The organism is Rhodococcus sp. MPR-R1B, assembly GCF_058793255.1.
Map to the genome: position 1 here is coordinate 1 of NZ_JBXAFO010000038.1, position 26,424 is coordinate 26,424.

Below are 26,424 nucleotides of genomic sequence, written 5' to 3' on the forward strand. Positions count from 1 at the left end.
TCACCCCACAACACTCACGCAAGGTGGTTAATTTTCGTCCGACGACATCCGTTCAGTTTTCACCCGTCGTCGACAAGCGGTGACAAGTGCTCCCGCACCTCGGATCGCCGCATTGTTCTTGGCCACAGTCGCCATCTCGCTACCCCGTTTCTACGAACTCGCTGGTTGATTACGTTCAGAGCTTGTTCGCACCAGCCCGGCAGTGCGGCACGCGCACGAACGCCGGCGAACGCTGTTGCTGCAGTTCGCACCGTCTTTCGCCGCATTCGATGAGCGGACAGGATGCTCGTAGCCACTCGACCTGCCATGCAGGCAGCGGACAGGCTCGGTTACGGCGGATTCGGTGTGCAACTGCCATCGCAACTGCACACCGAATCGATCAGGATGCGGCCCAGCCGTAGAACAGCCAGCCGGCCTGCTTAGTGCCGAGGAATCCGTCGCACGTCTTCCGTTGCAATGACACCGATGCTTTCGCGTTCACGTCCTTCGCGGTCAGCGTCGCTTTCACCAGCGGTTGACCATCTACACGGCGGGTGATCGAGATGACGTCCAGATCAACAGTTTCGGCCAACGAGGTGGCCCCGATCCCCTTCATCGCTTCCCTCGCAGCCGCCTGGGTTCGGTGGCCGAGCGCCCACGCTGGTAGCTGGTTCTGGTTCGAACTCACCACGAAGTGGCGAGTCTCCCGCTGTCCGGTGGTCGTGGTGATCTTCGCACGTCTCGTGACGTTGGTTTCCCGAGCTATCAGGAACCAATCCGCAACCTCGTCTTCCGACCGCCCCAGCTTCTTTCCCAGTGCGGAGCGCAGTGCATCGTGGTCTGAGTACACCGACCACGGCACCTGGAGGCTCACTGTTACCCGTCCGTCGTTTTCATACACCGGTTGTCGTTCTTCAAGAAGTGGAATCGCTTCGCATGCACTCCATTTGTCGAGTCCGTCCACGCGGTCGCTCGCTAGAGTGAATGCGGCGGCCAAGCTCATTGGGGGAACACGAACGGGATTCACTCCCCGGGTCGTGCTGATGGTGCCGTTGTAGCCGTTGTTTCCGTACTCGAGTACCGCCTCGGCACACAAATCTTCGTAGACCGCCTCAACGTCACTGTTCGTGTACACCACTTCATGGAAATCGTGACCGCCCATGCTTACTCCTGTTGCTCGCGTGGATATTTCGTCTCCACACTCACTCCAGCGGCCAAGCGGCGCGGCACCCCTGATCACCCCGGACAGCTCGCCGACGCGGCGTCTGTGCATGGACAGCGCTGGTTCCGGAGGCTGCGCGGACAACCTCTGGATCGGTACGCCTGCAATCCGCCCGTGTTCGCATCCGGACTCCGCCGCTCAGGCATCCGTCAGCGAGGAATGCACTCGTCAGAGAAGCATGCCCTCCAGGGGAGGTGTCAGGCCCGGGATCACCTCGGGATGAGCGTGACGAGCACTGATCAGATCTACGACTCGTTGGTCGAGGAGTAGGCCTGGATCCAGATGACGCTTTGCCCGCGTCAAGCCCACATACGCCAGCATCTGCTCATCTCTTAGATCGTCGAGGTCGAGAGGGAACGGAGCATCGTCCGGCTCGAGCTCCCATTCGTGGCTGATTCGCACTCGATCGAATTCCAGGCCCTTAGCTTTGTGACAGGTAGCCGAAACCAGTTCGGCCCTATCTGGTCTCACTGTCGATGCCATCGCTGCTCGCACCTCGTCGACGCCGTATGTGTCGACCAATTCGACCAGGGTTTTAAGTTCCCCCTCCCCTGGCGCGTTCTCTACGTAGTCCTGCAGATCTGCCCATGTCGTGAATGCGGCCAGATCCGCGTCTTTGGGTGATTGCCCGGCCTTCAGCAGTTCAGCGGATTCGCAGAACCGGGTAGCTGCGGCGGCGTCACCGATCAGTGCAGTCGTCTTCCCTGCCTGCTGGGCTGCGATCACTTCGGTCAGCGCAGCACCATTGGTCCGGCACAACACTGCATCGACAGGATCGGAGATCGAGATCAGCCGCGATTCCACGTTCTCGTTGCCGATGACCTGCAAGGTTGTGCCGAGTTTCCTGAGGTAGAAGTTCGCGGTGTCTGCGACCGCTGGCCCGAACCGCCATGACTTCGTCAGCGACAAATATGTGGCGCCGGCGACGTTCGACATACTGTTAATGGCGCCGGTGAAGCCGTAGATAGCTTGGTTCTCGTCACCCACACGTATCCGCTGCATATGAACTTGATCGCGAATAATGCTGTCGATCAACGGATTCGCATCCTGTGCTTCATCCAACATCAGGTAGTCACCTTGCCGACCCACGATGGGGTGGGTATCTGCCCACAGCTTCAACATGTGGGTCGGTGTGAATTTGATGGTCCAGTTGTGGGGGTCGCGAATCGCAGCCCACGCGCGGCGGGCAATCGGGAGAACATGGCCGACCAGTTCGTCCCGCTGCGCGCTGCCGACGTCGATTCCCCTCTGCTCGGGGACGTGCTGTGGTCCGATCTGTTCGTCCATTGTTTTGCAGAACTCGTCGACTGTTGCGAGCGCCAACCTTGTCACCGGATACTGCGCGAGTACCCGCGGGCCATCGCCGCCTGCAGAGAAGAAGATTTTGTGTGAATTGATCGCCTCCGCCATCTCTCGGAACTTCGATCGCCCGCCATCGAGCTTCGCCAGGAGTGGACCGTGCGCGGTGTTCCGCAAGTGACGGAGCGCGAACGCGTGTGCAGTCGATGTCTGCACTTGTTCAGGAAAGTGTGCTTTCGCTTCGGTAGCCACGGAACGGTTGAACGCGAGGTACAGACCGTGGCGTCCCGGATTTCTGGCTGCTTCGATCCGTGCGATCCCTTTCAGGGTTGACGTCTTTCCTGTGCCGGCGAGGGCGCAAATGACGAGGTCTGCGCCGGTGTCGAATCCGTCGAGGATTCGAGCTTGTTCCTCGGTGGGATCGAATCCGCCCATGGCAGACCTGACTGTGTGGGTGTCGAGAACCGGGTGCTCCGCCATCACGATGGGGCCGGTGATCGGTGCCGACTGTCTGGCGGCTTTCGGCGTGACTTCGCCCAGCGGGACGAGGTCACCTGCGTCGCATCGTTCGATCATCGCGGCCATCAAGAGGCCACATGCGTGCGCATCATCAGCTGCGCGATGGCTGTTCATTCCCGGCAGTTCGAGTAGATCCAGCAGCGTGGCGAGCTTGTGGTTCGGCGCGATCACCATCGCCCGGGCTGCCGCGAGTGTGCAGATACCTTGCCACTGCGGTCGAGGCAGTTCCAAGCGAGCGTATTCGGCTGTGAGGAAACGATTCTCGAACGAAAGGCTGTGCGCGACGACTCCGCTGCGTCCCACGAACTCGGCGAGGTCCGCGAACACCTCCTCCGATGAAGGAGCCGACCACACCATGTTCGGGGTGATTCCGTGTATCCGCTGCGCGTGGGGATTCAGCGGAACATCGTATCCAGGGTTGATCAACGATTCGAATCTGTCGATCACTTCTCCCCGGTGGTTCATCTTCACCGCGGCCACTTCGATAACCCGGCCGTCGTCCGAGACTCCGGTGGTCTCAACGTCGATCGCAACGAATGGCGTCCGCGTGAGGATTCCCGGCTTCCCAGTCTCCGTTTTGCGGACCATACGTTGCGTGATAATCAGATCGGTCATGGCGTCCCTTGCAGATGTGGTGATCTCCGATGGGGGACAACTTATTTGCAGCTACTGACATGTGCGTCACCGGCTCCCGGCAGGCTCCCACAGAACCGGACACGATCTTGTAGGAAGGCACTGCACGAAGGGGCAGCTAGGGCTCCAGGACAGCTCGACTGCGAATCTCCTAGACGCCTCGCTAGACCAGGATTTCTCCGCCCAGATGCTCCGGACCGGCCGGATCACACCACGATCGACCATTCCGCCAGTCGCATCACAAGTGTTGCAGCAATTCCCGTAGCGGTCAGAACTTCGAGCACCCCGGCCCAGTCCGTCCAGTCGCTGGGTAGTCGCCCGCGGATTGCGATGACGAGCACTGCAAGTGCCGATACCAACACCGCGGTAGCGACGCCGAATAGGGAGCTGCCGGCGTGCACACCAACTGCCATCCCAACTCCGACAGCAGCGAAGGCAATTAGCCCGACAGCCCGCCCGTACGGCCCCGTCTCGGAAGTGGCGGGCACTCCCGTGGCAGGTTCCACGCTGTCGCGCGCATTCTCCACAGTTCGATCTCCTTGCTGTCGCGTCTCTCTGGCCTTTTCAAACTGAGCGTCGCAATGGCCAGAGATCCGTGCGGCAACCTCCGAAGAGGGAAAGAGACAGCCGGCGGGTGTGGCAGGACGGATTGAGAACGCAAAACATGGCGGCGAGCTCGGGTTCAGTAGCACTACCTAGATCGAGGGCTCATGCGTCGATGCACCTTCGCATACAACGCAAGTGCAGTTTCCATGTATTCGTAAGCTGCGATGATGCGGGGGTCGTCGGGATCTTCGCCGTCAGCGATGAGCAGTGCGCGGTCGTCTTCGTTCATAGCCTGTTGGACGCATCCGGAGCCGTCCTGGTTCCCTCACGGCCTGCGGTAAAACCCTCCCGTGAGCTTCCCCGTACTCAGCGGTGATCGACAGGAAGGCTGATGGCGTCTTCGGTAACGCACAGGTCGAGAGTAACGGTGTTCTGATGGTTTCCACTGGTAGCAGCCACTTTTACCACGGCAATCCAGATCGAGGTCGTCGTGCGCAGCCAAGCGAACTGGGTGCCGGCCATGATTCCGTCGATATGGATGGCGGTGGCTTTCACATGTAGCGGTATCCGGTCAGCACGTGGCGTATGGCGGGCAAGACCGAGGGCAATGTCCATGTCCACGAGCACTTTCCGTGGTGGTGTGAGCCAATGGATGTTGGGGTGCTCCGGCCAGGCGTCGACCCATCCATGGGTGTCGATCACAGTGCCTCGAGCAGTCGAGTATCGCTGGCATTGTTCTTCGGGGCGCCATCGAGCGCCTTCCATGTCAGGTTGCCTGTTCCGTCGCGGACTTCCATACGCTGTGTGCGGCGTTGAAATCCCTTGCCGGCAGCCGCGACGTCGAACTGGACGGCGTTTATTCGACCACGCCCGCCTTCGACTCCTCCGTAGCCTGTGACAGTGGCTTCGATACGCAGGTCCACACCTGGCCAGTTCCCTTGCGTGACAAGAAGTACAGAACCTTTCGAGCGCGCACGGGCAACTACCGCGCGCGCCCTGGTCGGAGGAACCGCTGCGCCGGCCAGCCCGAGGACAACTAAATCCATCCCGTCGAGCAGGATCGCTGCCACGTCTATTGCCGCAGATCCCGGAGTAGGGATCAGAGCGCAGCGGGCGAGGTCGGCTCCCATTTCGGTGGCCGCGAGGAGTCCGAGCTTCGGCAGGCCGATGATCGCGGCGTGCTTACCGCTGCCGGTGACGGAGGCGAGCAGGCTGAGTAGCACCGACGACGCTCCGTCCACCGAGACGACAGAACCGCGTGCGAGTCCGCCCCTCGGGAGCAGGTCGGCGAGCGCCGGAGGAACCTCGAGGACACTCGTTGCGGATTCGGTGATCGTCTCGGGACGTGTCTCGAACCGCGCTTCGCTGTGTTCGGTGGGTACGGCCGGGGCAGCGGCCCCGTCGGTACGTGCGGGGATCGACGCCATACGTCGACGCAATGCCTCGATACGGTCACCGGGAGCCAGTGCCGCGAGAGTGCTCGGATCGGCGGTCATAGGTGCTGACCTCCTCCGTCATCGCCTTACCGCCCACACTCTAGTCGAACGTATATTCGAAATCCAGTGCAGCTACGTCGACGCTTACCCTCCGAGATGGGGCTCGAGTGTTTCGATCCGGCGCAGCAGGGAAGTCGTACAGGGCGGGAAGCGGCGAAGTACTGAAGGGGTATCTGCGCCCGCACCGCGCACAAGGGCCCACCAACCGGCTGTGTACTCGCCGGGGGGTGGGCCCCATTTTTCGCTCTGCATGACGGGCGGGAAGTTCGACCAACGCAGTCGGTTGATGCGGACTTCAGTGTTGGTCACCTATATGAGAGCGCGCAGACGATAGTCTGAACTACGTTGTGGCACTGCCGATCATCAGTCCTCATGGGCGGGATGAGCGCGGTGGCGGTCGTCGAGCATCTTCTGGCCAGTCCGCGAGCAGGCGGGCAAATGAACGATCCGTTCGCTCGGTCATCCGCGCGTACAGTTCCGTCAGGCCGACGCGTCCGGCCGCTGCCCTGATCCGACTGAAATCGTGATCGTTGACGAACTCACCGATCTCGTCAAATAATGCGAAGTCGAAGTCGAGGAAAACATTGGCACGGCGACGCAATTCTGCCAGCTCGTCTTCGGTGGCGAATTCGCTGATCTGATTCGACAGCGGCGAGGCCGAGTGGTCCATGACGACTCCTCTCGGCACGGGTTCGCCCGGTGAAAGCCCGAAATCGGCAAGCGTTTGCGTCATGGGTACGAATTCGTACGGCGGATCAGCGTGTGAGCTGTTTTTAGTCATGAGTGCGATGCTCCGATCATGAGAAGGCAATGCCCCAGGATGCTGATGCATTCGAATTGTCCACTTCCGCTTCATTTTCAGATCTTTTCGATCTTCGGCAGCTCGTCGTACGCATCGAGTTGCCCGGTGGCGATATCGACGACGTTGTCGAGGACCGGTTCGATGTTCTCGAGTGCGGTTCGGGCGGTGGTGAGTTTCCCGACCTGTTCACGGGTGCGGCGTGTACTGCATTCGCGTTCCTTCGTCAGGGCGGCTCGACGTGCGGGTTCGGAAAGTTCGCGGTCGAAACTGTCGACGCGCTCTGCGATGTCCGTCAGGCGTTGTGCGCCTTCCCTCAAATTTTCGGTGCATGCGAGGACGGCAGCTTCGGCCGCGTCGATTTGCCCCCGGAAGTCGGGTACCGACGCCCCGGCCGCCTCGTCGTACACGGCGCGCAGTTCCGCATCGAGGTGCACTCCGGCTTTGAACTGCTGCGCGAGGTTCCACAGGGCCGCGTCGACGTCGATACCGGTGAGCCACCCCTCCCGGACAGCTGCGGAGCGCCGGATCGTCTCTGCCGCATCGAGTGCGCGCCCGAGGGGCTCCGCCAGTCGTTTAGGCGCGTTGAGGATCTCTCCGGCGGTGACGATGTCGGCGCGTTCAGCCCTCTTCTTGGCTGCGCCGCCTAGTCCGTAACCAGCGAGGGAAAGGCCGAGCCCCCCGAAAACCCCCCACCCACCTGCCAGTACCAGCCATGGGGTGGGTTCGTTGTTCGTCTCCTCCACAGCGGGGAAGAGAAGTTCGATCGGGTTCGCACCAGCGGCCAGAAAACCGAGGGGGAGGGCGAGAATTCCGAGTATGGTCAGGACCGTCCCGATGACGAGCAGGGTCAGTCCGAGGGCATTGGCCACGTGGATCCATCGGTACCGACTGCCGGGACGAGCTATCACCACAGTCGCCGCGATCTCCCCAGCTGGGCGTGCCGCGAGTTCTTCGTGTTTCTTCGGTGATGTCATTTCCGCTGAGGTCTCCTTGTCGTCCTATATCGCGAGTCGCTCGATCTGAGCCACAATTTGTGGTGTCACCTGCGGATACAGCTCCTGTTCGAGGACCGCTGCCACTGCTGTCGTCGTCGCTGCTCCCTTCATCTGAGCTAGGTCCAGGTCGGTGGGTGTCTTACCAGGGTTCGATTGGCTCCATTGCTTGTTCAGCTGATGCTCCAGTGATTCGGTTGCGGTGTCAGTCAACCGCTGGAGTCATTCCGATTCCCTGCCCATCGCGAGGACTTCGTCGCTGGCGTTCGTGTCCATGGCGAGCCACTGACTCAGAACGCGCCATGTTTAGTCGAAGATCGTCTCGTCGATCTGGCCTTCGTAGAAGGTCTCGTCGTCCTCGGATTCTTCATTCAGCGGTGCCATCTCTGCTCCCCTCCACTGCCTCCGCGAAAACTCTCTCACGCAAGACGGTGTCATGCTGGGCTCCGCCCATTGCCGTTCTACTTTGCCCCCTCTTGATTGCGGTGGGTATCTCAGCGCGCTACTACGAGGCTCAAATGGGCAGTGAGCAGGTCATCAATACGGGTGGGAAGATCGACGTCCTCTCGCATGATGGGGGCGGCATTGACTATTCCGACGAATCCAGCGCACACGTTCCAAGCCAGGTGGTGCGCGTGTGCGGTGTCTCCGATAGTTCCGTCTGCGATGCCTTCGTCGACAACGTCACCGGCGGTATCGACCCACTGCCGATAAGCCTGATGCGCACCCTCGATTCCGGCTTCGAGGGTCAGTTTCATGCCGGCACGCAGTTGCAGATCACTCTCGACGCCGCGCGAGAGATCGAGGAACACCCTTCTTAGCTTCTCTGCAGGGGGTTCTGCGGCGGTGCAAGCGCCGGAGAATGCGGTCTCGACGGCACTCGACCAGCCGTGAACAAGCTGCTGGGCAATGGCCTCTTTGGATGGAAAGTGATAAAAGAGAGCACCTTTGGAGAGATCTTTGCTCGTGATCACGTCCTTGATGCTGGCAGCGCTGTATCCCCTCGCGTCAAAGATCGCGGCCGATGCGTCGAGAATCGCGTGCCGGGTGGTGAGCGCCCGCTGCTGCATGTGACGTGGGGAGCCACCGGAGGGTCGGTTGATGGTGGGCCGAATCGAATCGTTCATCGTGGCAGGTCCGTTCTTGTGACTGTTCGTCCCTGGTTTTAGCGCACTGTCAGGGGCACCTTGTGGGTAGAGGTTTACTCGTTCGTTCTCGTTGCTTGCTGCGGCGGTCGCATAGGAGGGCGATGGGCGTCGAGGACACGTTCCGCGTCGGTATCGCGCAGTACCGCCCCTGCTGTCATCGTCTTGACCTCCGGTTTCAAAGCTGTGTGTTCGGGCCCACTGTTGCTGCCAATGTTGCAGTGTGCGGCACCAGTGACTTGGCGAACAGCAACATAACAAGGCCATTTCGGTGGACAGTAACTGATTGCTTGCCCGATACAGGGCTGCGGTCAGCGGATGATCCGGACAGCAATCCCGCGACCACCAGGCTGGACTGAGCCGGCCAGTGCCCACCCGAAACATGTGGTGGGCACTGGGCGCTCTCAGAATTCGATAGACGCGGCCACGACTGTGTAGAACTCCTGACCGCCATTGTCGAAGTACCGGGAAAGCACTTCATCGATGTCCGCTGGGATCGGCCCATCACGCTCACCCCACCAACAGGCGGCGAACTCTGCTGCGGCGGCCTTCGCTGACTGCTCGTCAAAGTGCACAGTGACGTTCGACCCGTGCTTGTGCTCGATGACCAGCACATACAGTTCCGTGATCTGATGGGAATTCAAGTCGTCGTCTTCGACGAGTGGATCCGCGAATGCGGGCGCGTCGCAGTCCGCCGGGTAAAGCCGCCATGGCCCCTCCCCTGTCGGGTGGGGAAGCTCTGTGCTGTCCGATGATTCGTCGTCCCGCCACAGACCGAACACTGCCGACACTAGGCACGCGAGGTCTCCGTCGTCGTAGGCGGTATTTGTACCGGCGTCACGGGCGCGAAACAGGTGCAAGGCTTTCGCGCGGTCCGCTGCGGTGATCCTCGAGCATGTGTCGGTGACGGTATTCGATCCCATATCGATCGTCCTCTCAAACGTTCTGTCGGGGGAGAAACTCTGTATGCGAAAAATGGCAAGGGCCGGAGAGTTCCCAGGAGGGTCTCTCTCCGGCCCGGATGACGTTCGGATCAGCGCGCGAGCGCAATTCGCGCATCGCGGCGTTCCCGGCGGGAAGCCTTCGCCTTGAGCGCCTTACGTTCTCCTGCCTTCCAGTTTCGAGAACGGCGGGTCTTCGCGAATGCGTCGACCTCGTCGCCGCCCACAGTCTTACGCTTCATTTCGATCTCCTTCGCAGTCGGTGTGTTCTTCACCTACTGTCGTCGAAGCCATAACGCAGTGCGGCACAACAGGCCTTGTGAGCACGCGAAACATCCTGTCGCAACGGCAATCTGACCAGGACAGGATCGACACTGCAGAAATGACACGGCGGGGTATACCCCACCTCTCAATACCGTCCCGCTATGCCACAAGCCAGGGCCGATCGTTGATGACTGTGAGAATCACGACCCATCGGACAGGAGCTACGAAACGTGCGCCCGGCAACGATCGTTTCCCACCCTTGCCTGCTCTGTTCCTTCCGGGCGGGTCTCGAAGCTCGAGATTTCAAGCGATCACGCTGGTTCTGATGCGTGGTCACAGAGGGACTGAAATGCACGTTGATACCGGCGATTACAGCGCAGCCGTATTGCACAGCTCAGCAATACTAGAAAACAGCCTTTTAACTGCACTTATCCTGCTGTGCCGCACTCATTTTCGATGCCCCGGATTGTGAGTTCTGCTCGATGGCCTGCCGGTACACACACCACACCTGGCAGGTCTCCACCAGATCTCGGAGGCAAAATTCATGGGAAAAACTCGCGACATCGTCGCCGACGCTATAGCCGCGCTGGAACTGCAGCGCGACCTCGTCGACGGCTTTCCACTCACCGGCGACCAACGCTCCACATTGCAGGCATGGCCCGGGTGGGGTTCGCTGGCATCGGCATTCGCCCCGGAACCTTCCGGGAAGTGGCTTCATCTGGCCGACCAGCTCGATTCACTGCTCACCCCTCCCGCACGCGCTGCTGCTGCCGACGTTGTCGACACGGCCTATTACACGCCCCCAGAGGTGGGACAACGTCTTTGGCAGATCCTTACCGCTGCAGGTTTCACGGGCGGCCGGGTGCTTGATCTCGGCTGCGGACACGGCGCGCTCATTTCGGCTGCCCCGGACGGACTGCCTATCGACGTTACCGGCGTAGAAGTAGACCCCACGTCCGCGCGTATCGCTTCACTGCTGCACTCGCGTGCCACGATTCACACTGGCCGTTTGCAGTCACGATCGTTGCGCGACAACTACTTCGATGCAGTCGTGGCGAACGTCCCGTTCTCGTCCGTCAATGTTCACGACTCAGTGCACCGGATCAACTTGCCGTTGCACAGCTACTTTCTCATGCGCGCGGTCCGAGCGGTTCGCCCTGGCGGCTACGTCGTGGCAATTACCTCGCGGTTCGTGATGGACTCCGGCACCACCGGCAGTGAACTGGCTCGTCATGCCGACCTCGTAGCGGCAGTACGGCTGCCCTCGGGCACCTTCCCTGGAACCGATGTTGTGGCTGACGTGCTGGTATTGCAGGTCCGCGCGCCCGGCCAGAAGGCTTCGGGCTGGATTGACACGGTCAATTTCTCGCGGAATCCCGGTTACCGACTGGGAGCAACTGTCGATGAACGCGACGTCGTCGACACCCCGTTGGGTGAGGGCCAAAACGCTACAGCGGTACGCGTGAATCGGTATTGGGCATTGCATCCGCTTCATGTGGCAGGTGAGATGCGCGTAACCGGCAACCGATACAACGGTTTAGCGGTCGTCACTGACGCCCCCGGCCCAGCGGTAGATGCGGCGATCACCTCTGTCTGCAGCGCGCTACCTGCAATGACCGCTGCTCCTATCGCCGATGACGGGCTTTCGGATGTAATCCTGGTAGACGCGCAAGGTCGCAAAGAGCGTTCGTTTCACGTCGTAGACGGGCAGATCTTCACTGTGACCGATGGTGCTCTTGTCCAGGTACAACGGCCGGCGCGGGAGTTGTTCGATCTGATCTCGCTTCGAGATGCGGCCATTAACTTGATGGACCTCGAGTCCGATCCGGACTTGCCCGACGAAACGATCGCTCCCGCTCGCGCACATGCTCTGGACCTGTACAGGCTGTACGTCGCAGCGTGGGGCGCGTTGAATCGGTGCACTGTGCGTGAGGGGAAACCTGATCCGGAAACTGGAGTCCCCGCAGTGTCGGTGCGTCGTCCATCGATGGGCGGGTTCCGCCGCGACCCGGACTACCCGCTGGTCTTGGCGCTGGAAAAGTACGACCCCGACACTTCGACAGCTGAGCCGGCAGCAGTACTGCTAGGGCGGGTCAACAAGCGACCGGTGCGGGTTGAGCGTGTCGACACTGCGGCCGAAGCGCTGGCCGTCACTCTCGGTGAGGTAGGCCGCCTGGACTTGTCGCGAGTAGCTGAGTTGTTGGGGCTCTCGAGCCTGCAATCTGCAGCGGCGGCGCTCGGAGATCTGGTCTACTCGGATCCACAGAACGGCGGGCGATGGACCCCGGCACGCGACTATCTGTCGGGCAATGTTCGGAGCAAGTTAGACGCAGCACGGCGCGCTGCGAAGCTCGATCCCGCTTACCTCCGCAATGTGGCAGCCCTTGAGGAATCGATGCCCACGCAACTCGGAATGCATGACGTACGAGTGAGTTTGGGGGCTCCTTGGCTAACGGCGGACGATATCGGGGCGTTCCTCACCGAAGAACTCGGCACCACGTATACGGGGGCGATTCACCATTCGCCGTCAATCGCGTATTGGGAGTTGTCGTCGTCCCTTCGATGCTCGCCTGATGCGTCGGTCCTCTACGGCACCGAAGACATGTCCCCGATCGAACTTCTCCAATGCGGGCTCAACGGCAAACGCCCTGTCGTCTACATAGACCTTCTCGACGACGGGGTCTACCGACGCGTACGTAGCCCGCAGAGGACCGCTGCTGCGGCCGACCGACTGCAAGCCCTCCACGAACGATTTAGCGTGTGGATCTTCGAGGACGAAGCACGCCGCGAACGGGTTCTGGCGGCCTACAACTTGCGGTTCAGTTCCCATGTCACTCGTCGCCCCGACGGGTCACACCTGACTGTTCCTGGAATTTCTGCTGGGCTCACCCTGTGGCCTCATCAACTCGACGCAGTCGACATGGTGCTCTCCCGTCCCCGTGCACTGATTGCACACGCCGTCGGCGCCGGAAAGACCTTGGAGATGGTGTGCTCAGCGATCATGCTGCGACGCTTCGGTTTAGCGAACAAACCCTGCATTGCTGTCCCCAAAAATATCTTGGAGCAGATAGGCCGGGAGGCGCAGCAGGCCGCGCCGGCCGCGAGGCTTCTCATCGCTACAGAGGAAGATCTCGCGCGCGATTCTCGCCGGTTGTTCGCGGCACGCTGCGCTACCGGCGATTGGGATGCCGTGATCATGACCCACGAGGCGTTCTCCACGCTCGGGGTCGACCCGGAGTCCGAAGCGGAGTGGATCGAAACCCAGAAAGCCACCGTCCGCGAGCACATGAACAACGAACCCGAATTCGGTAGGGGCGCACGTCAAACGGCCAACGCCGTAAGGTCATTGGAAGAACAGCTCGACCGGCTCCGCTCGAATGTGACTGATCCCGATCAAATCACGCTCGAACAACTCGGAATCGACTACATCCTGATTGACGAGGCCGACAAGTTCATCCGGATACCGGTTGCCACCCGCGCCGACGGATTCTCGCTCGGCTCGTCCAAACGCGCTACTGACATGTTGCTCAAAGTGGAGACTTTGGCGGCCCGGTACCCGAATCGACCGGTGGCGTCGATGTTCACCGGAACCCCGTTTCGCAACACTCTCGCTGAAATCTACTGCTGGGCACGGTTTATGATTCCCGACCGTCTCGACCAGATCGGTTTGGCCCATTTCGACGCGTTCGCTCACACGTTCATCCGGTGGGAGACTCGAATCGAGGTTGCACCCGACGGGTCGGGCTTCCGGACTCATACCCGCCCGTCCACAATCCAGAACCTGCCCGAACTCCGCGGCCTGCTAAACGAGTTCGCCGACCTTCTTCCCACCGAAGCGCTCGGGCAGAAGCGCCCGGCCCGCAACGATCACACCGTTGTCGTCGATCCTGGCCCGCAGATCCTCGACTACGTTGCTGGGCTGGTGTGCCGGGCCGAGAACCTGCAGAACACCAACAGCCGAATCCGCGGCTCAGACAACATGCTCACCGTGTGCGGAGACGGCCGCAAGGTTGCTTTGGATCCCAATCTTGTAGGCATCGAGATCGCGTCACCGAAACTGCTCGCCGCCGCTGAGACCATCGCTGCGACCTACCGTCGAGGCCTCGACCGCACGTTCAACAACACCACTCCTGGTGTCCTGCAATTGGCGCTCTGCGACCTGGGCACCCCCAAACCAGACGATGCGTCCACCTATGGCAGGCTCCGGCAACTGGTGGTCGAACTCGGGGTCCCGGCCAACCGCGTGCGTTTCGCACACGAGGCTACGACACCGAAATCCCGGGAAGCTCTACACGCCGCCTGCCGTGACGGGTCAGTATCCGTGTTGCTCGGGTCGACGCCGAAAATCGGTATCGGAACGAACATTCAAACCCGTCTGTCTACCGTTCATCTGATCGCGCCGCCCTGGCGCCCGTCCGATGTCGAACAGGGCGAAGGTCGCGCGTTCCGGCCAGGGAACCTATGCGAGTCCGTAGACGTGTTCACCTACGTCACCGAACGCACCTTCGATGCCTACTCGTGGGAAGTGTTGCATCGTAAGTCTCGTGCCTTCGCACACTTGTACTCCACCGATTCGACGATCCGGGAGGTCGACGACATCGGAGATACAACATTGGCGTACGCCGAGATCAAAGCTGCGGCTTCGGGGAACGTATTGCTACTCGAAGAAGCCGAGATCAAATCTACGGTGCGTACGTTGCGCCTTCGGCGGGCGACGCATCTACAGAATGTGCGCCGCGCCGTCCAGCAAGCCGACCAGTGCGCAGCAGCGGCCGAACGTCTGCGGCGTCGTGTCACCGCGCTCGATGAACTGTACAAAGACCTCGACGACCGGCCAATCATGTTCGGCCGGTTGGTCGACGACATCGGGTACTTAATCACCCGACCACATCGAAGCGCATCTGTCGGCCCGCTGACTGTGGAAACGGAAACGTCCGAAGGCCAGATCATCGGCTTCACGATCCGGCATGACTACACGACACTGGCGGACGTCCCGGTCTCCCGATCTCAGCTCCGACGGGGCGCAGCCCGCATCGCACCAGCAGTAGCAGAGACGTTGCACCGTCTCACCGCCCCAGAGCGAACCGAATCCGCTCGGTTGCAACAGTCGATCGAACGGCTACGAGCGGAAGAGGACGCTGCTCGCAACGCTGCGACCTCGCTCCTGTTCCCTGACGAGCAGACGCTCGTCGCCGCCGAAGCCCGCCTAGCTGCGATCGGTGCGGAGATCGCCGACGCCCTCGACAGCGACCGCCAGCACAGTCAGGCGGCCTGACCGACGCGGGGCAGGTGTGGACCCCTTCGCCTTGCCGCACCTGCCCCGAATCCCACACCAGCGAACCGGCCCTCACAGATCAGGTGTGGGGGCCGGTTCGCTGGTGCCGGCGGCAGCAAATGGGTCTGCTGCACGATCAGGTGACAGGTTGAGTCACGCAGCCTGAGTGGCTGGTGTGGTCATGATGGTCTCGTATTCTATGGGGGTCAATCGGCCGAGCCCGACTTGGCGGCGTCGGCGGTGGTAGGTCCTTTCGATCCAGGTGACGATCGCGATCCTGAGATCGTCACGGGTGCGCCAGGGGCGGCGGTCCAGGACGTTCTTTTGCAGTAGAGAGAAGAAGCTCTCCATGGCGGCATTGTCGCCGGCCGCAGCGACGCGGCCCATCGAGCCGACCATGTGATGGCGGCTCAGAGCACGGACGAATTTTTTTGATTGAAATTGCGATCCTCTGATGCTCTCCTGAGAGTCAAGCTGCTTTTCGATGGTGTCGGGTGTTCGGGGTGATTGTCTGCGGTCCAGGGTTGAGGAGGTAGTAGACCTCGCGAGCCAGGTAGCGCTTCAGGCACCGGATAGTTTCCAGTTTCGAGTGGCCTTCGCTGGTTTTCTTCTCTACGTAGGCCTGGGTTTTCGGGTCGAGTCGAATGCGGCCGATGACGGCCAGATGCAAGGCTCGGTTGGCTTGGCGGTCACCGCCGCGATTGAGGCGGTGGCGTTGGGTCATGCCAGAAGATGCGGGTAGCGGTGCAACACCGCATAGCATCGCGAACGCGGCTTCGGATTTCATTCGATCGGAATTATCGCCGGCGGTGACAAGCATTTGTCCGGCGACTTCGATACCGATTCCGACGCGCTCGAGTAGTTGAGGTGCGAGGGCTTTCACGATTGGGTTGATCAGTTCGTCGAGATCGGCGATCTCGTCGGTTAATTCGAGATAGCGGCGAGCCAGGGACTTCATCGACACCCGGTAGGCGGTCACGGGATCAGTAGCGTTCGCGACATCCGGTCGCCAGGCGGCGAGGAGGCGGATCAGTTGCATCCGCGTCAGATCGCGGACCTGAGCGCGCAGCTCGTCGGGAGCGGAGATGATCGTCATCCGCAGCAGTTGCAGCGCACTGCGCCGCTCTCGTACCGAATGGGCTCGGGTCACCCTCAACACCCGAAGTGACTCGACGGCACCGTCTTTCGATTTCGGGGTGGTGGTGCGCCGGTTGGTCTTGGCTGCGCGGGCCGCGTTGATGGCGTCGAGGTCGTCGTCTTTGCCCTTACGGCGACGGTCCGAGCGATCGGGGCGGTCCACCTCGAGTACCGTCACGCCGGCTTTCGCGAGGTGGCGGGTCAGCCCAGCTCCGTAGGAGCCAGTGCCCTCAATACCGATCCGGATCAGATTGCCGTACTCGCCGATCCAGGTCAGCATGGTTCGATACCCGTTTCGGGTGGTCGGAAAACTGCGAGTTCCGAGGACGTTGTCGTCGGTATCGATCACCGCGGCGACGTGCAGTTCTTTGTGGGTATCGACTCCGGCGAACACTCGCCGGTCTTGATCGAGATCGGCTTTGTCAGGCATCCTTGTCATGTCGCTTTCCTCTCCGTTGACCGATGAGCAAGGCGGCGCCGCGCATCGACCGAACCGGCGGACAAGACAGTGATGAGCACCTGGTGGTGCAGGCTCTCCTCAGGTCACCCCGACGGTGAGGCGTAGCGCCTCACCGGGGGTTCCCAGGAACCGACAAATCCAAGGAAAGACACACGATCGTCGATCGGAGTGAGGGTCAGGAACACTGGGAACTCCCGGCACCAGCATTCTCTCGTCTCCATGCGGTAACGGTCAGGAAATCCGAAAACACCGGCACGAACAGTCTCACTGTCGGTGTGGACCACGCAGCCTGCGACGAAATCTCGGCGGGCGACGGCGTTGTCGAGCGCATCGACCGCGAGCCGGGACTTCATCCGATCGCTGATGGAGTAGCCAACGATCCGGTTGGAGAATACGTCTTTGAACGCGCACAGGTAGAGCTTGCCTTCGCTCGTCCAATGCTCTGTGATGTCGCCCAGCCACAGCTGATTCGCAGCATCGGCGGTGAAGTTGCGTTGGACGTGGTCGTCGTGGACCGCAGGCCCCGGGCGCTTGGCTTTTCCGCGTTTCTTGCCGAACACACTCCACCAGCCGTTGTTCGAGCAGATCCGCCACGCTGTGCGCTCGGCCATCACCTGGCCGGCGTCGCGAGCCTCGTAGAACAGGAACCGGTAGCCGAACTCCGGGTCGTCCTTATGGGCCCTGAACAGAGCGTTCGCCCGGTAGGCCTCCGCGAGGTCGGCATCGGTCACCGGGTCAGCCAGCCACCGGTAGTAGGGCTGGCGAGCGATCTCGAGTACCCGGCACGTCACCGTGACGGGAATGCCGTCCTCGGCCAGCTCACGAACGAGCGGGTACATCATTTTCCCGGCAGGTTCGCCTGGGAAAGATAGGCGGCAGCACGGCGCAAGACTTCGTTCTCCTGCTCGAGCAACCGGATTCGCTTGCGCAGTTCCCGGTTCTCGACCACGTCCTCACCGGTAGTTCCTGATTTGATTCCGTCCTCGATATCGGCCACTTTCAGCCAACCCGTCAGGCAGGATTCACTGATCCCGAAGTCGGCGGCGATCTGCTTCAACAGCATTCCGGGCTCGCGACTGCGGGCAACCCGAACAACGTCCTCACGGAACTCTCGGGGATAGGGCTTCGGCATGGTGCACATCCTTCCAGCGGCACCTCTCGGCACCACAGATCAGATGTCACCTATCCGTGCAGCAGACCCAAGAGCCTGACAGGTCCACAGACAACTTCCCCACAGCGCGGCCGGACAGCCACGACCACAAATGACCCTGGCGACTTACGAGAAACCTCTCGTAAGTCGCCAGCGGTATCTGCCTCTCAGGCGGCGTACACAACACGTCCAGACTCTCGGCCAACCAAGCCGCCGTCCAGAACCCACCGGACGAACAGCGGCTCGCTCGAATCGAAGTTGGCGTACTCCACCTCGCCGGTCACCCCCAACTCCGCGACAACAGAGAGCGCCGTTTCGGCCGCTACGGCGTCCCAGGGATGACCAGCATCGCGCAGCGCACCTCCACCGCCGAACCGGATGTGCAACGTCGACACCGTGCCGTCTACCCGAAAGTGCTCGCACTGCTCTGCCAGGGCGCTCGTACGGAACAATCCAGCCAACATGCCAGCGAGCCGCGCATCAGGACTGACGTCAGAGAACTCACCCCGTGTCTCCGCACCACATGACGCCAGCGAAGCAATCGTTGCCGCCACTGTTGCATCCAACCCACCATCGTCGTCACTTCGATCAGCGACGACGAATGCTCCACGGAAGCAACGACTTTGTCCTTCACCCATTGTGTCCCTCGATTCTGTCTGCGAAATCCGATACGCCAATGGTCACCAGGGACGACTGCGGGTGCGGCACGCCGACCTCATTCTCCGCTCGAACCGAGAGCCCGGACAGGACACACACCCAACGGATCCGATTTCCAACACGCGCTGGCCCACCGAGACCCCGTAGCTCTCTACCCGGTCACCGCACTGACGCGCACCCACCACCGCTCTCGCGCTTCGGGTCCAGTTCACGGACAGCGTCCGCCCGGTGCGCGATGCCTTCATCACTTTGCATGCACCGTGCCGACGAGGCTGACAGCTCGCTCCACACGACCCTGCCCTCATCGGCGACAGTTCCTGTTTGTCGCGCTGAGTGTCTGCGTGGCGAGGCAGACTGCTCGCTATGCCAACCCCGCATCCCACGGCGCCGCACGATGCAGCCGATACCATCACCGCGCTCAGTAGCTCTAGTCGCGCGCTCGAGGACCTATCCATGGTGCCCGCGGCACCGGGCCTTTACGCGTGGTGGGCGGCGCCGGAGGTGTTCTCTCAGTTCCCGGGGCCCACACACCCGACCAACGCCGGGATACGGCTGCTCTACATCGGTCTCGCCACGAACCTGCGCCGGCGGATTATCAGTAATCATCTGCGCCGCAGCGGATCATCCACCCTCCGCCGCACCCTCGCCGGGTTGCTCCTCGATACCGAGCACTACCGGACCCGACGCACTGATCGCGTCGTCCTCGTCGACGAGGACGAGATTCGACTGACTGCCTGGATGCACACCCATCTACGATTGACCTGGTGCCAGCACCCCTCACCGGCCGCGGTCGAAGCCACCGTGATTGAGCAGTGGTCACCACCGCTCAATGTTGCTCATGCCAGCGGACCTGCCCGTGCCGTGATAGAGGCCGCACGCGCGGCCTACTCCGCCAGTGTCTGACTCGCCCGGACACGACAATGCGCCCAGCCCGCTATCGAATGTGGACAGATCGCCTTCCGCCTCAACAGGCCGCATCGGCCTCCCTGCCACCGTCGAGGGGTGCAACCTGAGCAGTTCCCATCACCGAAAAATTTTGATCTCTTCGAGACAGCTCCATTCCTCCCACACACACTGCATTTCAGGTGTTCGAGGGGTGCGGTCATGACGGAGTCAGAGCCCGTCGGTCAGGCTGAGTCCTGTGCTGAGTAACGGATTGTTGATGACATTCGTGCGCAAGTACTCGATCTGCGCGGTTAGGTTGGCGCGCAGCGCCGTGAGTTCATCGGACATTCGCGTGGTCTCGGAAGTAGCCATCTCATTTAGCGTGATCTGGGTGTATGCCTCCTGGAGGCCTGCCTCCTGCTGCTCGAGCTGATCAAGTGCCTGCATCTGTTTGATCAGTCGATCCAACGGGGCGAGCTCGTTACGGTATGCGAGCAGTGCGGCGACTCTGCGCACCAAACTCGCTCGCATTTCACTGATCAACCCAGCATTGCGCTTGACCGCCTGCAGAAGACGTTCCGCGTCGGGTCCATCTCCACCGAGGATGTCCCGGTCTACAGCGTTCGCACGCATTTGCTTGCCGAGTATCGCAGCGCTGCTAACGATTTCGTACAGTTCTCGATCTAGGTCAAGCCGAATTCGGTGCTCGTCGAGAAGTCTCGATTTCCATGCTGCACTCTTGCCGATGTCAGCAATGACATGATCCGCAAGGTACGCAATCTTCTGCGCGTCCCCGCAGTCCTCTCCGTTACCGACTGCTTCGAATCCTGTTCGCCTGTGGGCCTTGCGAAGCTGCGCACGCTCTTCGCGTGTCACACGGAGCGGCTGCCGTACTGCACGTACAGCAGCCACACCCCCCACCAGCGCGAATCCAGCTGGAATGGCGAACGGAATCGCCAGCCCATAGATGTTCGAATCCTCAGTGGTGGCGAGCACTCCGATTACTGCCAGCCCAAGAAGCACAAAAGCAATCGCGGCCATCCCCAACATGACGAATGCAGTTTCCTGACCGGAGCCCGGAGGCAAGTCGTAGTAGCCATCGAGCCCGGCCTGTCGGCGTGCGTCTCGCTTTCGTGCGAGCTCCGGTGTGATCGAGTTCGAGTCGAACTGTTCCAGCTCCGCAAGTCGCATATTGGCTGCCGGGTCGTATTCAGTGATGTCAGTGAGAAGATCCTCGACCTCGGCCGGGGAAACCACAGCGTCGTTCACCGCGCCGGCCGGGAGGAAACGCGGTGACGGGTCGTTCGATGGTGTCGTGCTCATCAAGAACATCTCCATTCTGCTGTGTAGTGATGAATCCTAGTGTTCAGTGCCGACGGGGCAGCTACGCATTGGTGTCAGGCGGACACTGGGAGGCTGGCCGAATCATGTTGAAAGACAGTGTGAGCGATCCTGCATCGCCACCCGTCCCGCACCAGTTGCATCGGCATTACGCAGCACTCGGGGACCATGGCAGCCGGAATGTGGGGCGACGTCGGCGCCGGCCGATGTCGGTGCTCCCAAGGCAGCACACCGAGTCCCGAAGGAAAACGTGCTGAAAGATCGGAGTACAGCGCGATTCGGTCATGCTTGAGCAGGTAGACGAGCAGCTCGCTGATTGTCGTCACCCCTGGAATCGGGGACGTCCCCCCGACGCTGCGGCCATCGGTGTCCAGCCACACGAAGTCCGTACCGGAGAGGTTCCAATGTCGAACCATATCCATCCCACAGTCCTCACACGCTGTCGTCATCGCTGCCGCCAGCATTGGGAGCGGGAAGTTGGGTGAGCAGGGGGTCGACGTCATTTCAGCTGCCTCTCGATGATGGGAATCGAACTCAGCCAACGATGAGCGAGACCCGTTTCAGGCGCGGCACACTCGATCACCGATCCGGACTATCTCAGCCCAACCCACGTCGCGACAATCCGGACAGCCCTCGTTTCCCAGACTGAGGTGGAACCCCCGAAAGAAGGTTCCCGGACGATCAGCCCCAGCAGACAGCGCGCTCCGATTTCAACGCCCACTCCGCCACCTCACGAAGCGAATCGAGCGCGGACTCGGTGTACCCGGCGCGTCGACCGCCTTCAATCCACCGAGGAGTGCCAGCCATCTCGTACGACGGCACGCCCTCGTCGGAAGGCGCGATCGCTTGCGCCACCATGACCCGGCCTAGAAAGTCCTCTGCCGGGCATTCTCCGCTCGATTCGACCGCGTCGCCAAAGTTCCCCGACGCAAAACCCAACAACTCCAGCAGGCGCACAGCATTGTGGTTCGAGAAGTTCGCAGACGGTTCCTCGCCGCTGTCGGCAGTCTCGATCTCGAGCTGAGGGCCCCAGATGCGGGCTTCCTCCGGATCAGTGCACCCCGGCAACAATGCGCCAGTGCGCTGCATGTCCTCCAAAGCCGCTATCGCAGAATCGTAGTCACCGATGCGTTCGCTGCGGCCACCCATCTGATCGGTCAGGCGGTATCCAACGATCTCGCTCATCTCGGGTGCAAAGGTGATTGACATGGTGGCCTCGTTTCTCGCTCGGGGAAAATGACTCCCTCACGATCTCCAATCCACTCGACAGATGCGGCACCCCAACGGGTTCGACCGAACTTCAACGGCGTCAGCGACACTCGGATCCCGGCGCGGCCAACACAACGATGTCCTTCCCGATCCCGGACTGTTGGCCGTACCACTGCGGAGCCGTCAACTGGTGCGCCGTCAGCAGTCCGGCAGTCACCGCATCCCACACCGCTTGCGTGAGCCTCACCATGAACTGCCCGTCGGTGTCGTCGTAAACGGTCGATGGATCCCACCGTACGAACCCCGGTGCTGCGACGTCCCTAGCAGCGTCCTGCAGCCTGCCTCGCGCGATCATAGTCGGCAGCACACCGGAATTCGGCAATGTGCAAGCCCATTCGTTGGTCCACACCATCTCGGGCATTGCAGTCTCGCCGACATTGTCACGGACGGCGGCCGCTACCTGCCTGTCGATGTCAGTACCGTCCTCGCCGCCGATGTCGCCGGTGACAATCCAGTCCGCAATCCGCACAACCGGCCTGCCGGCGGTGTCGTCGAGATTCCATGAGAGCGCGCGAATCGGGTCAGGACGCGGTGTTGCTTGTAGATAGGACAGGCTTTCCGTCAGGTTCGCTCCCACACTGCCCTCCCCCTCGCCGCGACGGCATTCGACGCTTCGAGGCAGCACGATGTGCCCCTTTGCCGTCGGCACGCACCGGAGGTCTGACAAGCCCTGCCGGTAGGTACGCGTGTGAGCGAGCGTAGCCAATGACTCCACGACTTCCGGTGTGACGAGGTAGATGGTCGAGTACCGCAACGACTGTGCGCGGGTCCGCAAAACTTTCCGCATCAGTTGCGCCGGGCCGCTGAGCTCGTCGTCAGCGTCGATGCCTACGTCGTCGACGCTCAGTCCGTAGAAGTACTGGATCCACTGCCGGAGCATGTCGGCGTTGGGCTCAGAGATGTTCTGCGTTGTGGTCCACCAGCTGTATGCGTTTTGTTGTTCGACGAACAACCGCATGACCGCGGCCATGTCCGTGCGCATCCACGCCGTCGCCGCGTCGAGTCTGCTTACCGCCAAAGCTGCCTCGCGTGAGCACTCCCAGGGTCGATCAGTATCGGTTGAGGTAGCAGTCATGATCGTGCACCTTTCTTGGGCAGTGAAGTGTTCTCGTGAAATCTATGGGCAGGAACACCCGAAACGCGTAGTCCATGATCGTGCCCATGGATACGACGAACTGGCACGCCACACAAACGACTCTGCTGTGTGAAATCTTGCAAGACCGCAACATCGTCGTTCGGCGCGATGTCGTCGAGGCCTTCGTATCCAACATGCTCACGTTGGTCGCCGAAACTGCCGGTATCAGTGAACATGCGGCCAGCGAAACAATCACGGAAGCGGCAGCGGAGCGATGGGCGGACAGCCTCGCTCCGACGATCCTGGCGATGGAAAATCCTTGCGACGGTACAGCTTCTGGGGTGGTGTTGGTCTCTGCGCACACTCTCGCGCAAACCGCCGCAACGCTCATCGAGTTGGTACGCGCGGCCGCCTCGGTCGAGGAGTTCATAGAGTTGGTCAGCCTGGGGATGGCCGACTACGGCGGCGATCTCGCAACGCTTCGGGGAACGGCTCTCGACGCCCGTCAGCGGGTCCAGGAATTGTCGCTGGAACTCGCTCGCCATCTGGTCACTCAGCCGCCGATGGAGATGCTGCAAATCCCGGTCCGAACTCATGCACTGCTGTGTGATCTGCTCGATCAGCTGTCCCAGTCCGAGCTGCTGCCGATCGCCGAGAACAACGGCCACGGCACCTATCACCACACCGTTGACGGTGAGTACACGCTCGGTGACGTTGTGGCGGCGACGTTGCATGACTTGGATGTGGCGTCGACGTACTGAACGCAGGCCGGAACTCTCGGCGATTCCGACCTCAGTGTGCCTCCTAACACGAGGACCTGATTCGGTAGGAGTTGTTGCAGTAGGCACTTTGCTGATTCGAGCTTCCCCGGCGATTTCCCCTTGCAACGATTGCGTTCTGCGTCGATGTTCACCTGTGCGTGATGTGCCTCGAACGCACAGGCCGCTGGTGCTTCTCACAGCTCGTTTTCGCGGCCAGCTGATGCTCCCCGAAGCGCGCTGATCGCCGGCCCGATACCCGCCAGAACCAGCCCGATAGTGCCGCAGATCAATCCCCATATCCACGGACTCAGCGACGACAACGGCGATGCGGCGGATCCGTCGCCCTTGGTTGACGTGAGCGCAGTCGAGACGAAGGTTCCCAGGAGGAACATGACGATCGCGTATGACCCCACCATTTTGAGTTTGAAGTACTTCCGATGTGGATTCATGCGCGTCTCTTCTCAGTCTTGGGGCGTTTCGGCGCCGGCCAGGTCGGTAGCGCCTCTCGCGGAGTCGCATTCGCGTACTGCAGCTGTGCACTGCCGTTGAATGAGATGACGATATTCCTGGCGGTTCCGGTGTTGCGGCACGTTGAACCGGGCGTGCGCGCTTTCTACGTGTTTGACTACACAGTCTCTCGTCGTCTCCGTCGCAAGCAGGTGTCAGCCGCGAGAGCTGCCGGATGATCGCCACTCACCGTTCACTTGTCGGTTCTGACGGCGCGGCGTTTCGATGAGGAATTCATCTACCTTGCAGGAGGGTCCGTTCATGCTGAATTCGCAGAATGCACTCGAATGTCGTCAGCTCGTCCGCGGAGATGGTCTCTGACCACCCGCCAGTCTGCGCCATCTCGGACGGACCCAGCCACACAGGAAGGTTGAGATCACTTCGCCACCAACGCTTGATTGCCCGCTCAACAATTGCAGCATCTGACCCGCGCGAGAAGAGCTCAAGGTGGATGACCTGCCACCCGCTCAGCTGAAACTTGTCAAGGCGATTGGTCCCCACGCTCGTGATCCCGACCTTGTGGGCACCGAGCACGGCATGACTGAGGAAGTACAGGTATCCCGGCCTTCCCGGATTGAATCCTCCCTTCTCGGAGCACTCGGGACAGTCTTGACCATGGGTTCTGTTGTTCACTGTCGAGAGCCACTCGTGGCCCCGCGCGCATCTGAACCAGGCTTTTCGATTCGAGAACACCGCGGTGTTCTCAGGTGTCGCACTACCGTTACGAGTGGGATGCCAGCTTGCCGCGACCGTCGGGCTTCGGGAGGCCAGATCGTTGATCCCTGCCAAGACGGTCTGTCCCGCGCACGCCGGGCAACCGGCCCCGGATGCTCTGCTCGCGATCCGCGCTTCCCACTCGTGTTCAGCCTCGCACCTCCACCACGCCTTCGTCCCGTTCATCAACGTCACCATCTCGGGTGTCCTGGCTCCGTTGAGCCGCGGATGCCATTCAGCGGCCAACATCGGGTTTCTCGCTGCGAGGTCGTTGAAGCCCGCCAGAATGCGTTGGCCCGAGCAGAACGGACAGCCATTTCCAGCCGATCGCTCACTTGCGCTGGCCTGCCACTCATGGCCGAGGAGATCCCTCCACCAGAATCGTTTCGCCGTACTCCGAAACACATTCGCCGGGGACAAGGGTGCGTTGAGCGTCGGGTGCCACTCGGCTGCGAGCGCGGGATCGGTGGTACCCAGATCGTTGAAGCCCGCCAACACTTTTTGGCCGGCACAGACGGGGCAACCTTGGCCGTTTGACGTCCGGTTGTTGACGGTCGACTGCCATTGGTGCCCAAGCCCGCACTGCCACCACACTTTACGGTTCGATTGCGCCGCTATCGAGGTCGGCCGGAGATCGTGGTTGCGGTCGAGATGCCATTGGGCCGCAACGACAGGGTTTTCGGTTGCGAGATCGTTGAAGCCGGGCAGAACCGCATTGTTCGAGCAGTACGGACAGCCTGTTCCGTTCGCACGATTGTTCACCCGTGCCTGCCACTCATGACCCAACTCATCTCTCCACCAGACGGACTTTTCCGACCCCGCCGTCAGGGTGTCTGGGGTCAGCTCACCATTTTTGGTGGGGTGCCATTCACGAGCAAGGTGGGCGTGGGTGTGGGCTACGTCGTTGAACCCAGCCAAGATTCGTCGACCCGCGCAGTAGGGGCAACCACTCCCGCGGCTCGTGCGGTGATTAGGGGTGTCTTCCCATTCGTGTTGATGAGCGCACATCCACCAAACTTTTACGCTGGATCCGAGAGTCACCAGGTCGGGGGTGCGGCTGCCGTTCTTTGTCGGATGCCATTGCGCGCTGAGGTCTGGGTGGGACCGCGACAAGGGTGACTTCATCGGACCATCTTCTACCGCCCACTTCGAGAGTTCCAGCATCCGTCGGCCGAAACACCCAGGGCATAGTGATTGTTGCGGCGGCCGCCAGGATCTCGAATTCTCTTACATTGACCACACATATTGACACTCGGTATTCAATTTTTTACGCGCCGCTGGTCATCGTATTTCTGAGGTATCCGTTAGCGCCTTTTCCTGTGAGTTTGTCAACATACTCAATAGGCACGGCTTTC

At 61.1% G+C, this 26,424-nt stretch carries 25 protein-coding genes and 1 pseudogene; 3 read left to right on the forward strand and 23 right to left on the reverse strand.

What is annotated here, in order from left to right:
* Window positions 1–379: 379 nt before the first annotated feature.
* From AC1Q61_RS30070 to AC1Q61_RS30130, 13 genes are all read right to left on the reverse strand, one after another.
* Window positions 380–1,141 carry a hypothetical protein gene (locus AC1Q61_RS30070; protein ID WP_047269123.1) on the reverse strand — a complete coding sequence of 254 codons (762 nt, stop codon included), beginning with the start codon at window positions 1,139–1,141 and terminating at the stop codon, window positions 380–382.
* A 228-nt stretch (window positions 1,142–1,369) separates the two neighbouring features.
* On the reverse strand, window positions 1,370–3,634 hold the full coding sequence (locus AC1Q61_RS30075; protein ID WP_075835692.1) for an exonuclease domain-containing protein: 2,265 nt from the start codon (window positions 3,632–3,634) through the stop codon (window positions 1,370–1,372).
* 224 nt (window positions 3,635–3,858) lie between these two features.
* The gene (locus tag AC1Q61_RS30080; RefSeq protein ID WP_075835691.1) at window positions 3,859–4,179 is read right to left on the reverse strand and encodes a hypothetical protein; all 321 of its coding nucleotides are present in this window, start codon (window positions 4,177–4,179) and stop codon (window positions 3,859–3,861) included.
* A 164-nt stretch (window positions 4,180–4,343) separates the two neighbouring features.
* Window positions 4,344–4,487, reverse strand: a complete 144-nt coding sequence (locus AC1Q61_RS30085) for a hypothetical protein (protein WP_156519186.1) — start codon at window positions 4,485–4,487, stop codon at window positions 4,344–4,346.
* A gap of 77 nt (window positions 4,488–4,564) precedes the next feature.
* The gene (locus AC1Q61_RS30090; RefSeq protein WP_058228517.1) at window positions 4,565–4,900 is read right to left on the reverse strand and encodes a hypothetical protein; all 336 of its coding nucleotides are present in this window, start codon (window positions 4,898–4,900) and stop codon (window positions 4,565–4,567) included.
* A complete protein-coding gene (gene imuA' / locus AC1Q61_RS30095; protein WP_058228516.1) occupies window positions 4,897–5,694 on the reverse strand; it encodes a DnaE2-dependent mutagenesis accessory factor ImuA' in 798 nt (265 codons plus the stop codon). Before imuA' ends, AC1Q61_RS30090 begins: the two co-directional genes overlap by 4 nt.
* Before the next feature lie 370 nt (window positions 5,695–6,064).
* Window positions 6,065–6,475: a hypothetical protein gene (locus tag AC1Q61_RS30100; RefSeq protein ID WP_143542520.1), complete on the reverse strand. Its 411-nt coding sequence runs from the start codon at window positions 6,473–6,475 to the stop codon at window positions 6,065–6,067.
* 77 nt (window positions 6,476–6,552) lie between these two features.
* Window positions 6,553–7,470, reverse strand: a complete 918-nt coding sequence (locus AC1Q61_RS30105; protein ID WP_058228514.1) for a hypothetical protein — start codon at window positions 7,468–7,470, stop codon at window positions 6,553–6,555.
* Window positions 7,471–7,494: 24 nt separating this feature from the next.
* A complete protein-coding gene (locus tag AC1Q61_RS30110; RefSeq protein ID WP_075835687.1) occupies window positions 7,495–7,701 on the reverse strand; it encodes a hypothetical protein in 207 nt (68 codons plus the stop codon).
* 93 nt (window positions 7,702–7,794) lie between these two features.
* On the reverse strand, window positions 7,795–7,926 hold the full coding sequence (locus AC1Q61_RS30115) for a hypothetical protein (RefSeq protein ID WP_263284125.1): 132 nt from the start codon (window positions 7,924–7,926) through the stop codon (window positions 7,795–7,797).
* A gap of 56 nt (window positions 7,927–7,982) precedes the next feature.
* Window positions 7,983–8,615 (reverse strand): TetR family transcriptional regulator, encoded by a 633-nt coding sequence (locus AC1Q61_RS30120; RefSeq protein ID WP_167349925.1) that lies wholly within the window; start codon window positions 8,613–8,615, stop codon window positions 7,983–7,985.
* A 422-nt stretch (window positions 8,616–9,037) separates the two neighbouring features.
* Window positions 9,038–9,556, reverse strand: coding sequence for a hypothetical protein (locus tag AC1Q61_RS30125; RefSeq protein ID WP_075835684.1), 519 nt, complete (start codon window positions 9,554–9,556; stop codon window positions 9,038–9,040).
* Between the two features lie 110 nt (window positions 9,557–9,666).
* Window positions 9,667–9,816, reverse strand: a complete 150-nt coding sequence (locus AC1Q61_RS30130; RefSeq protein ID WP_155419141.1) for a hypothetical protein — start codon at window positions 9,814–9,816, stop codon at window positions 9,667–9,669.
* 566 nt (window positions 9,817–10,382) lie between these two features.
* Here AC1Q61_RS30130 and AC1Q61_RS30135 point away from each other — a divergent pair.
* Window positions 10,383–15,113, forward strand: a complete 4,731-nt coding sequence (locus AC1Q61_RS30135; RefSeq protein ID WP_075835683.1) for a helicase-like domain-containing protein — start codon at window positions 10,383–10,385, stop codon at window positions 15,111–15,113.
* 153 nt (window positions 15,114–15,266) lie between these two features.
* On the opposite strand, the pseudogene AC1Q61_RS30140 reads toward AC1Q61_RS30135, so the two are convergent.
* The 5 genes and pseudogenes from AC1Q61_RS30140 to AC1Q61_RS30160 form a co-directional block, all read right to left on the reverse strand.
* A pseudogene (locus AC1Q61_RS30140) lies at window positions 15,267–15,572 on the reverse strand (integrase core domain-containing protein); the annotation flags it as partial.
* A gap of 10 nt (window positions 15,573–15,582) precedes the next feature.
* Entirely contained in the window at window positions 15,583–16,689 is a 1,107-nt protein-coding gene (locus tag AC1Q61_RS30145; RefSeq protein ID WP_003945393.1) for an IS110 family RNA-guided transposase, read from the reverse strand.
* A 104-nt stretch (window positions 16,690–16,793) separates the two neighbouring features.
* On the reverse strand, window positions 16,794–17,552 hold the full coding sequence (locus AC1Q61_RS30150; RefSeq protein ID WP_083954765.1) for a DDE-type integrase/transposase/recombinase: 759 nt from the start codon (window positions 17,550–17,552) through the stop codon (window positions 16,794–16,796).
* Window positions 17,549–17,842, reverse strand: a complete 294-nt coding sequence (locus tag AC1Q61_RS30155; RefSeq protein ID WP_003945099.1) for a transposase — start codon at window positions 17,840–17,842, stop codon at window positions 17,549–17,551. The genes AC1Q61_RS30150 and AC1Q61_RS30155 overlap by 4 nt, the downstream gene beginning before the upstream one ends.
* A 185-nt stretch (window positions 17,843–18,027) precedes the next feature.
* Window positions 18,028–18,498: a hypothetical protein gene (locus tag AC1Q61_RS30160; RefSeq protein WP_064112278.1), complete on the reverse strand. Its 471-nt coding sequence runs from the start codon at window positions 18,496–18,498 to the stop codon at window positions 18,028–18,030.
* A 382-nt stretch (window positions 18,499–18,880) separates the two neighbouring features.
* Between AC1Q61_RS30160 and AC1Q61_RS30165 the strand changes: the two genes are divergently transcribed.
* Window positions 18,881–19,420, forward strand: a complete 540-nt coding sequence (locus AC1Q61_RS30165; RefSeq protein WP_064112277.1) for a GIY-YIG nuclease family protein — start codon at window positions 18,881–18,883, stop codon at window positions 19,418–19,420.
* A 210-nt stretch (window positions 19,421–19,630) separates the two neighbouring features.
* Here the strand turns inward: AC1Q61_RS30165 and AC1Q61_RS30170 are convergent, their stop codons facing one another.
* The 3 genes from AC1Q61_RS30170 to AC1Q61_RS30180 all read right to left on the reverse strand — a co-directional run bounded on the left by AC1Q61_RS30170 (window position 19,631) and on the right by AC1Q61_RS30180 (window position 23,087).
* The gene (locus AC1Q61_RS30170) at window positions 19,631–20,725 is read right to left on the reverse strand and encodes a hypothetical protein (RefSeq protein WP_143542519.1); all 1,095 of its coding nucleotides are present in this window, start codon (window positions 20,723–20,725) and stop codon (window positions 19,631–19,633) included.
* Between the two features lie 699 nt (window positions 20,726–21,424).
* Window positions 21,425–21,952: a hypothetical protein gene (locus AC1Q61_RS30175; protein WP_075835679.1), complete on the reverse strand. Its 528-nt coding sequence runs from the start codon at window positions 21,950–21,952 to the stop codon at window positions 21,425–21,427.
* A 100-nt stretch (window positions 21,953–22,052) separates the two neighbouring features.
* Window positions 22,053–23,087, reverse strand: a complete 1,035-nt coding sequence (locus AC1Q61_RS30180; protein WP_143542518.1) for a hypothetical protein — start codon at window positions 23,085–23,087, stop codon at window positions 22,053–22,055.
* A gap of 86 nt (window positions 23,088–23,173) precedes the next feature.
* Between AC1Q61_RS30180 and AC1Q61_RS30185 the strand changes: the two genes are divergently transcribed.
* On the forward strand, window positions 23,174–23,848 hold the full coding sequence (locus AC1Q61_RS30185) for a hypothetical protein (RefSeq protein ID WP_125053072.1): 675 nt from the start codon (window positions 23,174–23,176) through the stop codon (window positions 23,846–23,848).
* 194 nt (window positions 23,849–24,042) lie between these two features.
* On the opposite strand, the gene AC1Q61_RS30190 is transcribed toward AC1Q61_RS30185, so the two are convergent.
* Together AC1Q61_RS30190 and AC1Q61_RS30195 are read right to left on the reverse strand one after the other, a co-directional pair.
* Window positions 24,043–24,297: a hypothetical protein gene (locus AC1Q61_RS30190; RefSeq protein ID WP_058228433.1), complete on the reverse strand. Its 255-nt coding sequence runs from the start codon at window positions 24,295–24,297 to the stop codon at window positions 24,043–24,045.
* Window positions 24,298–24,589: 292 nt separating this feature from the next.
* The gene (locus tag AC1Q61_RS30195; protein ID WP_074447160.1) at window positions 24,590–26,233 is read right to left on the reverse strand and encodes a zinc-ribbon domain-containing protein; all 1,644 of its coding nucleotides are present in this window, start codon (window positions 26,231–26,233) and stop codon (window positions 24,590–24,592) included.
* Between the last annotated feature and the right edge of the window lie 191 nt (window positions 26,234–26,424).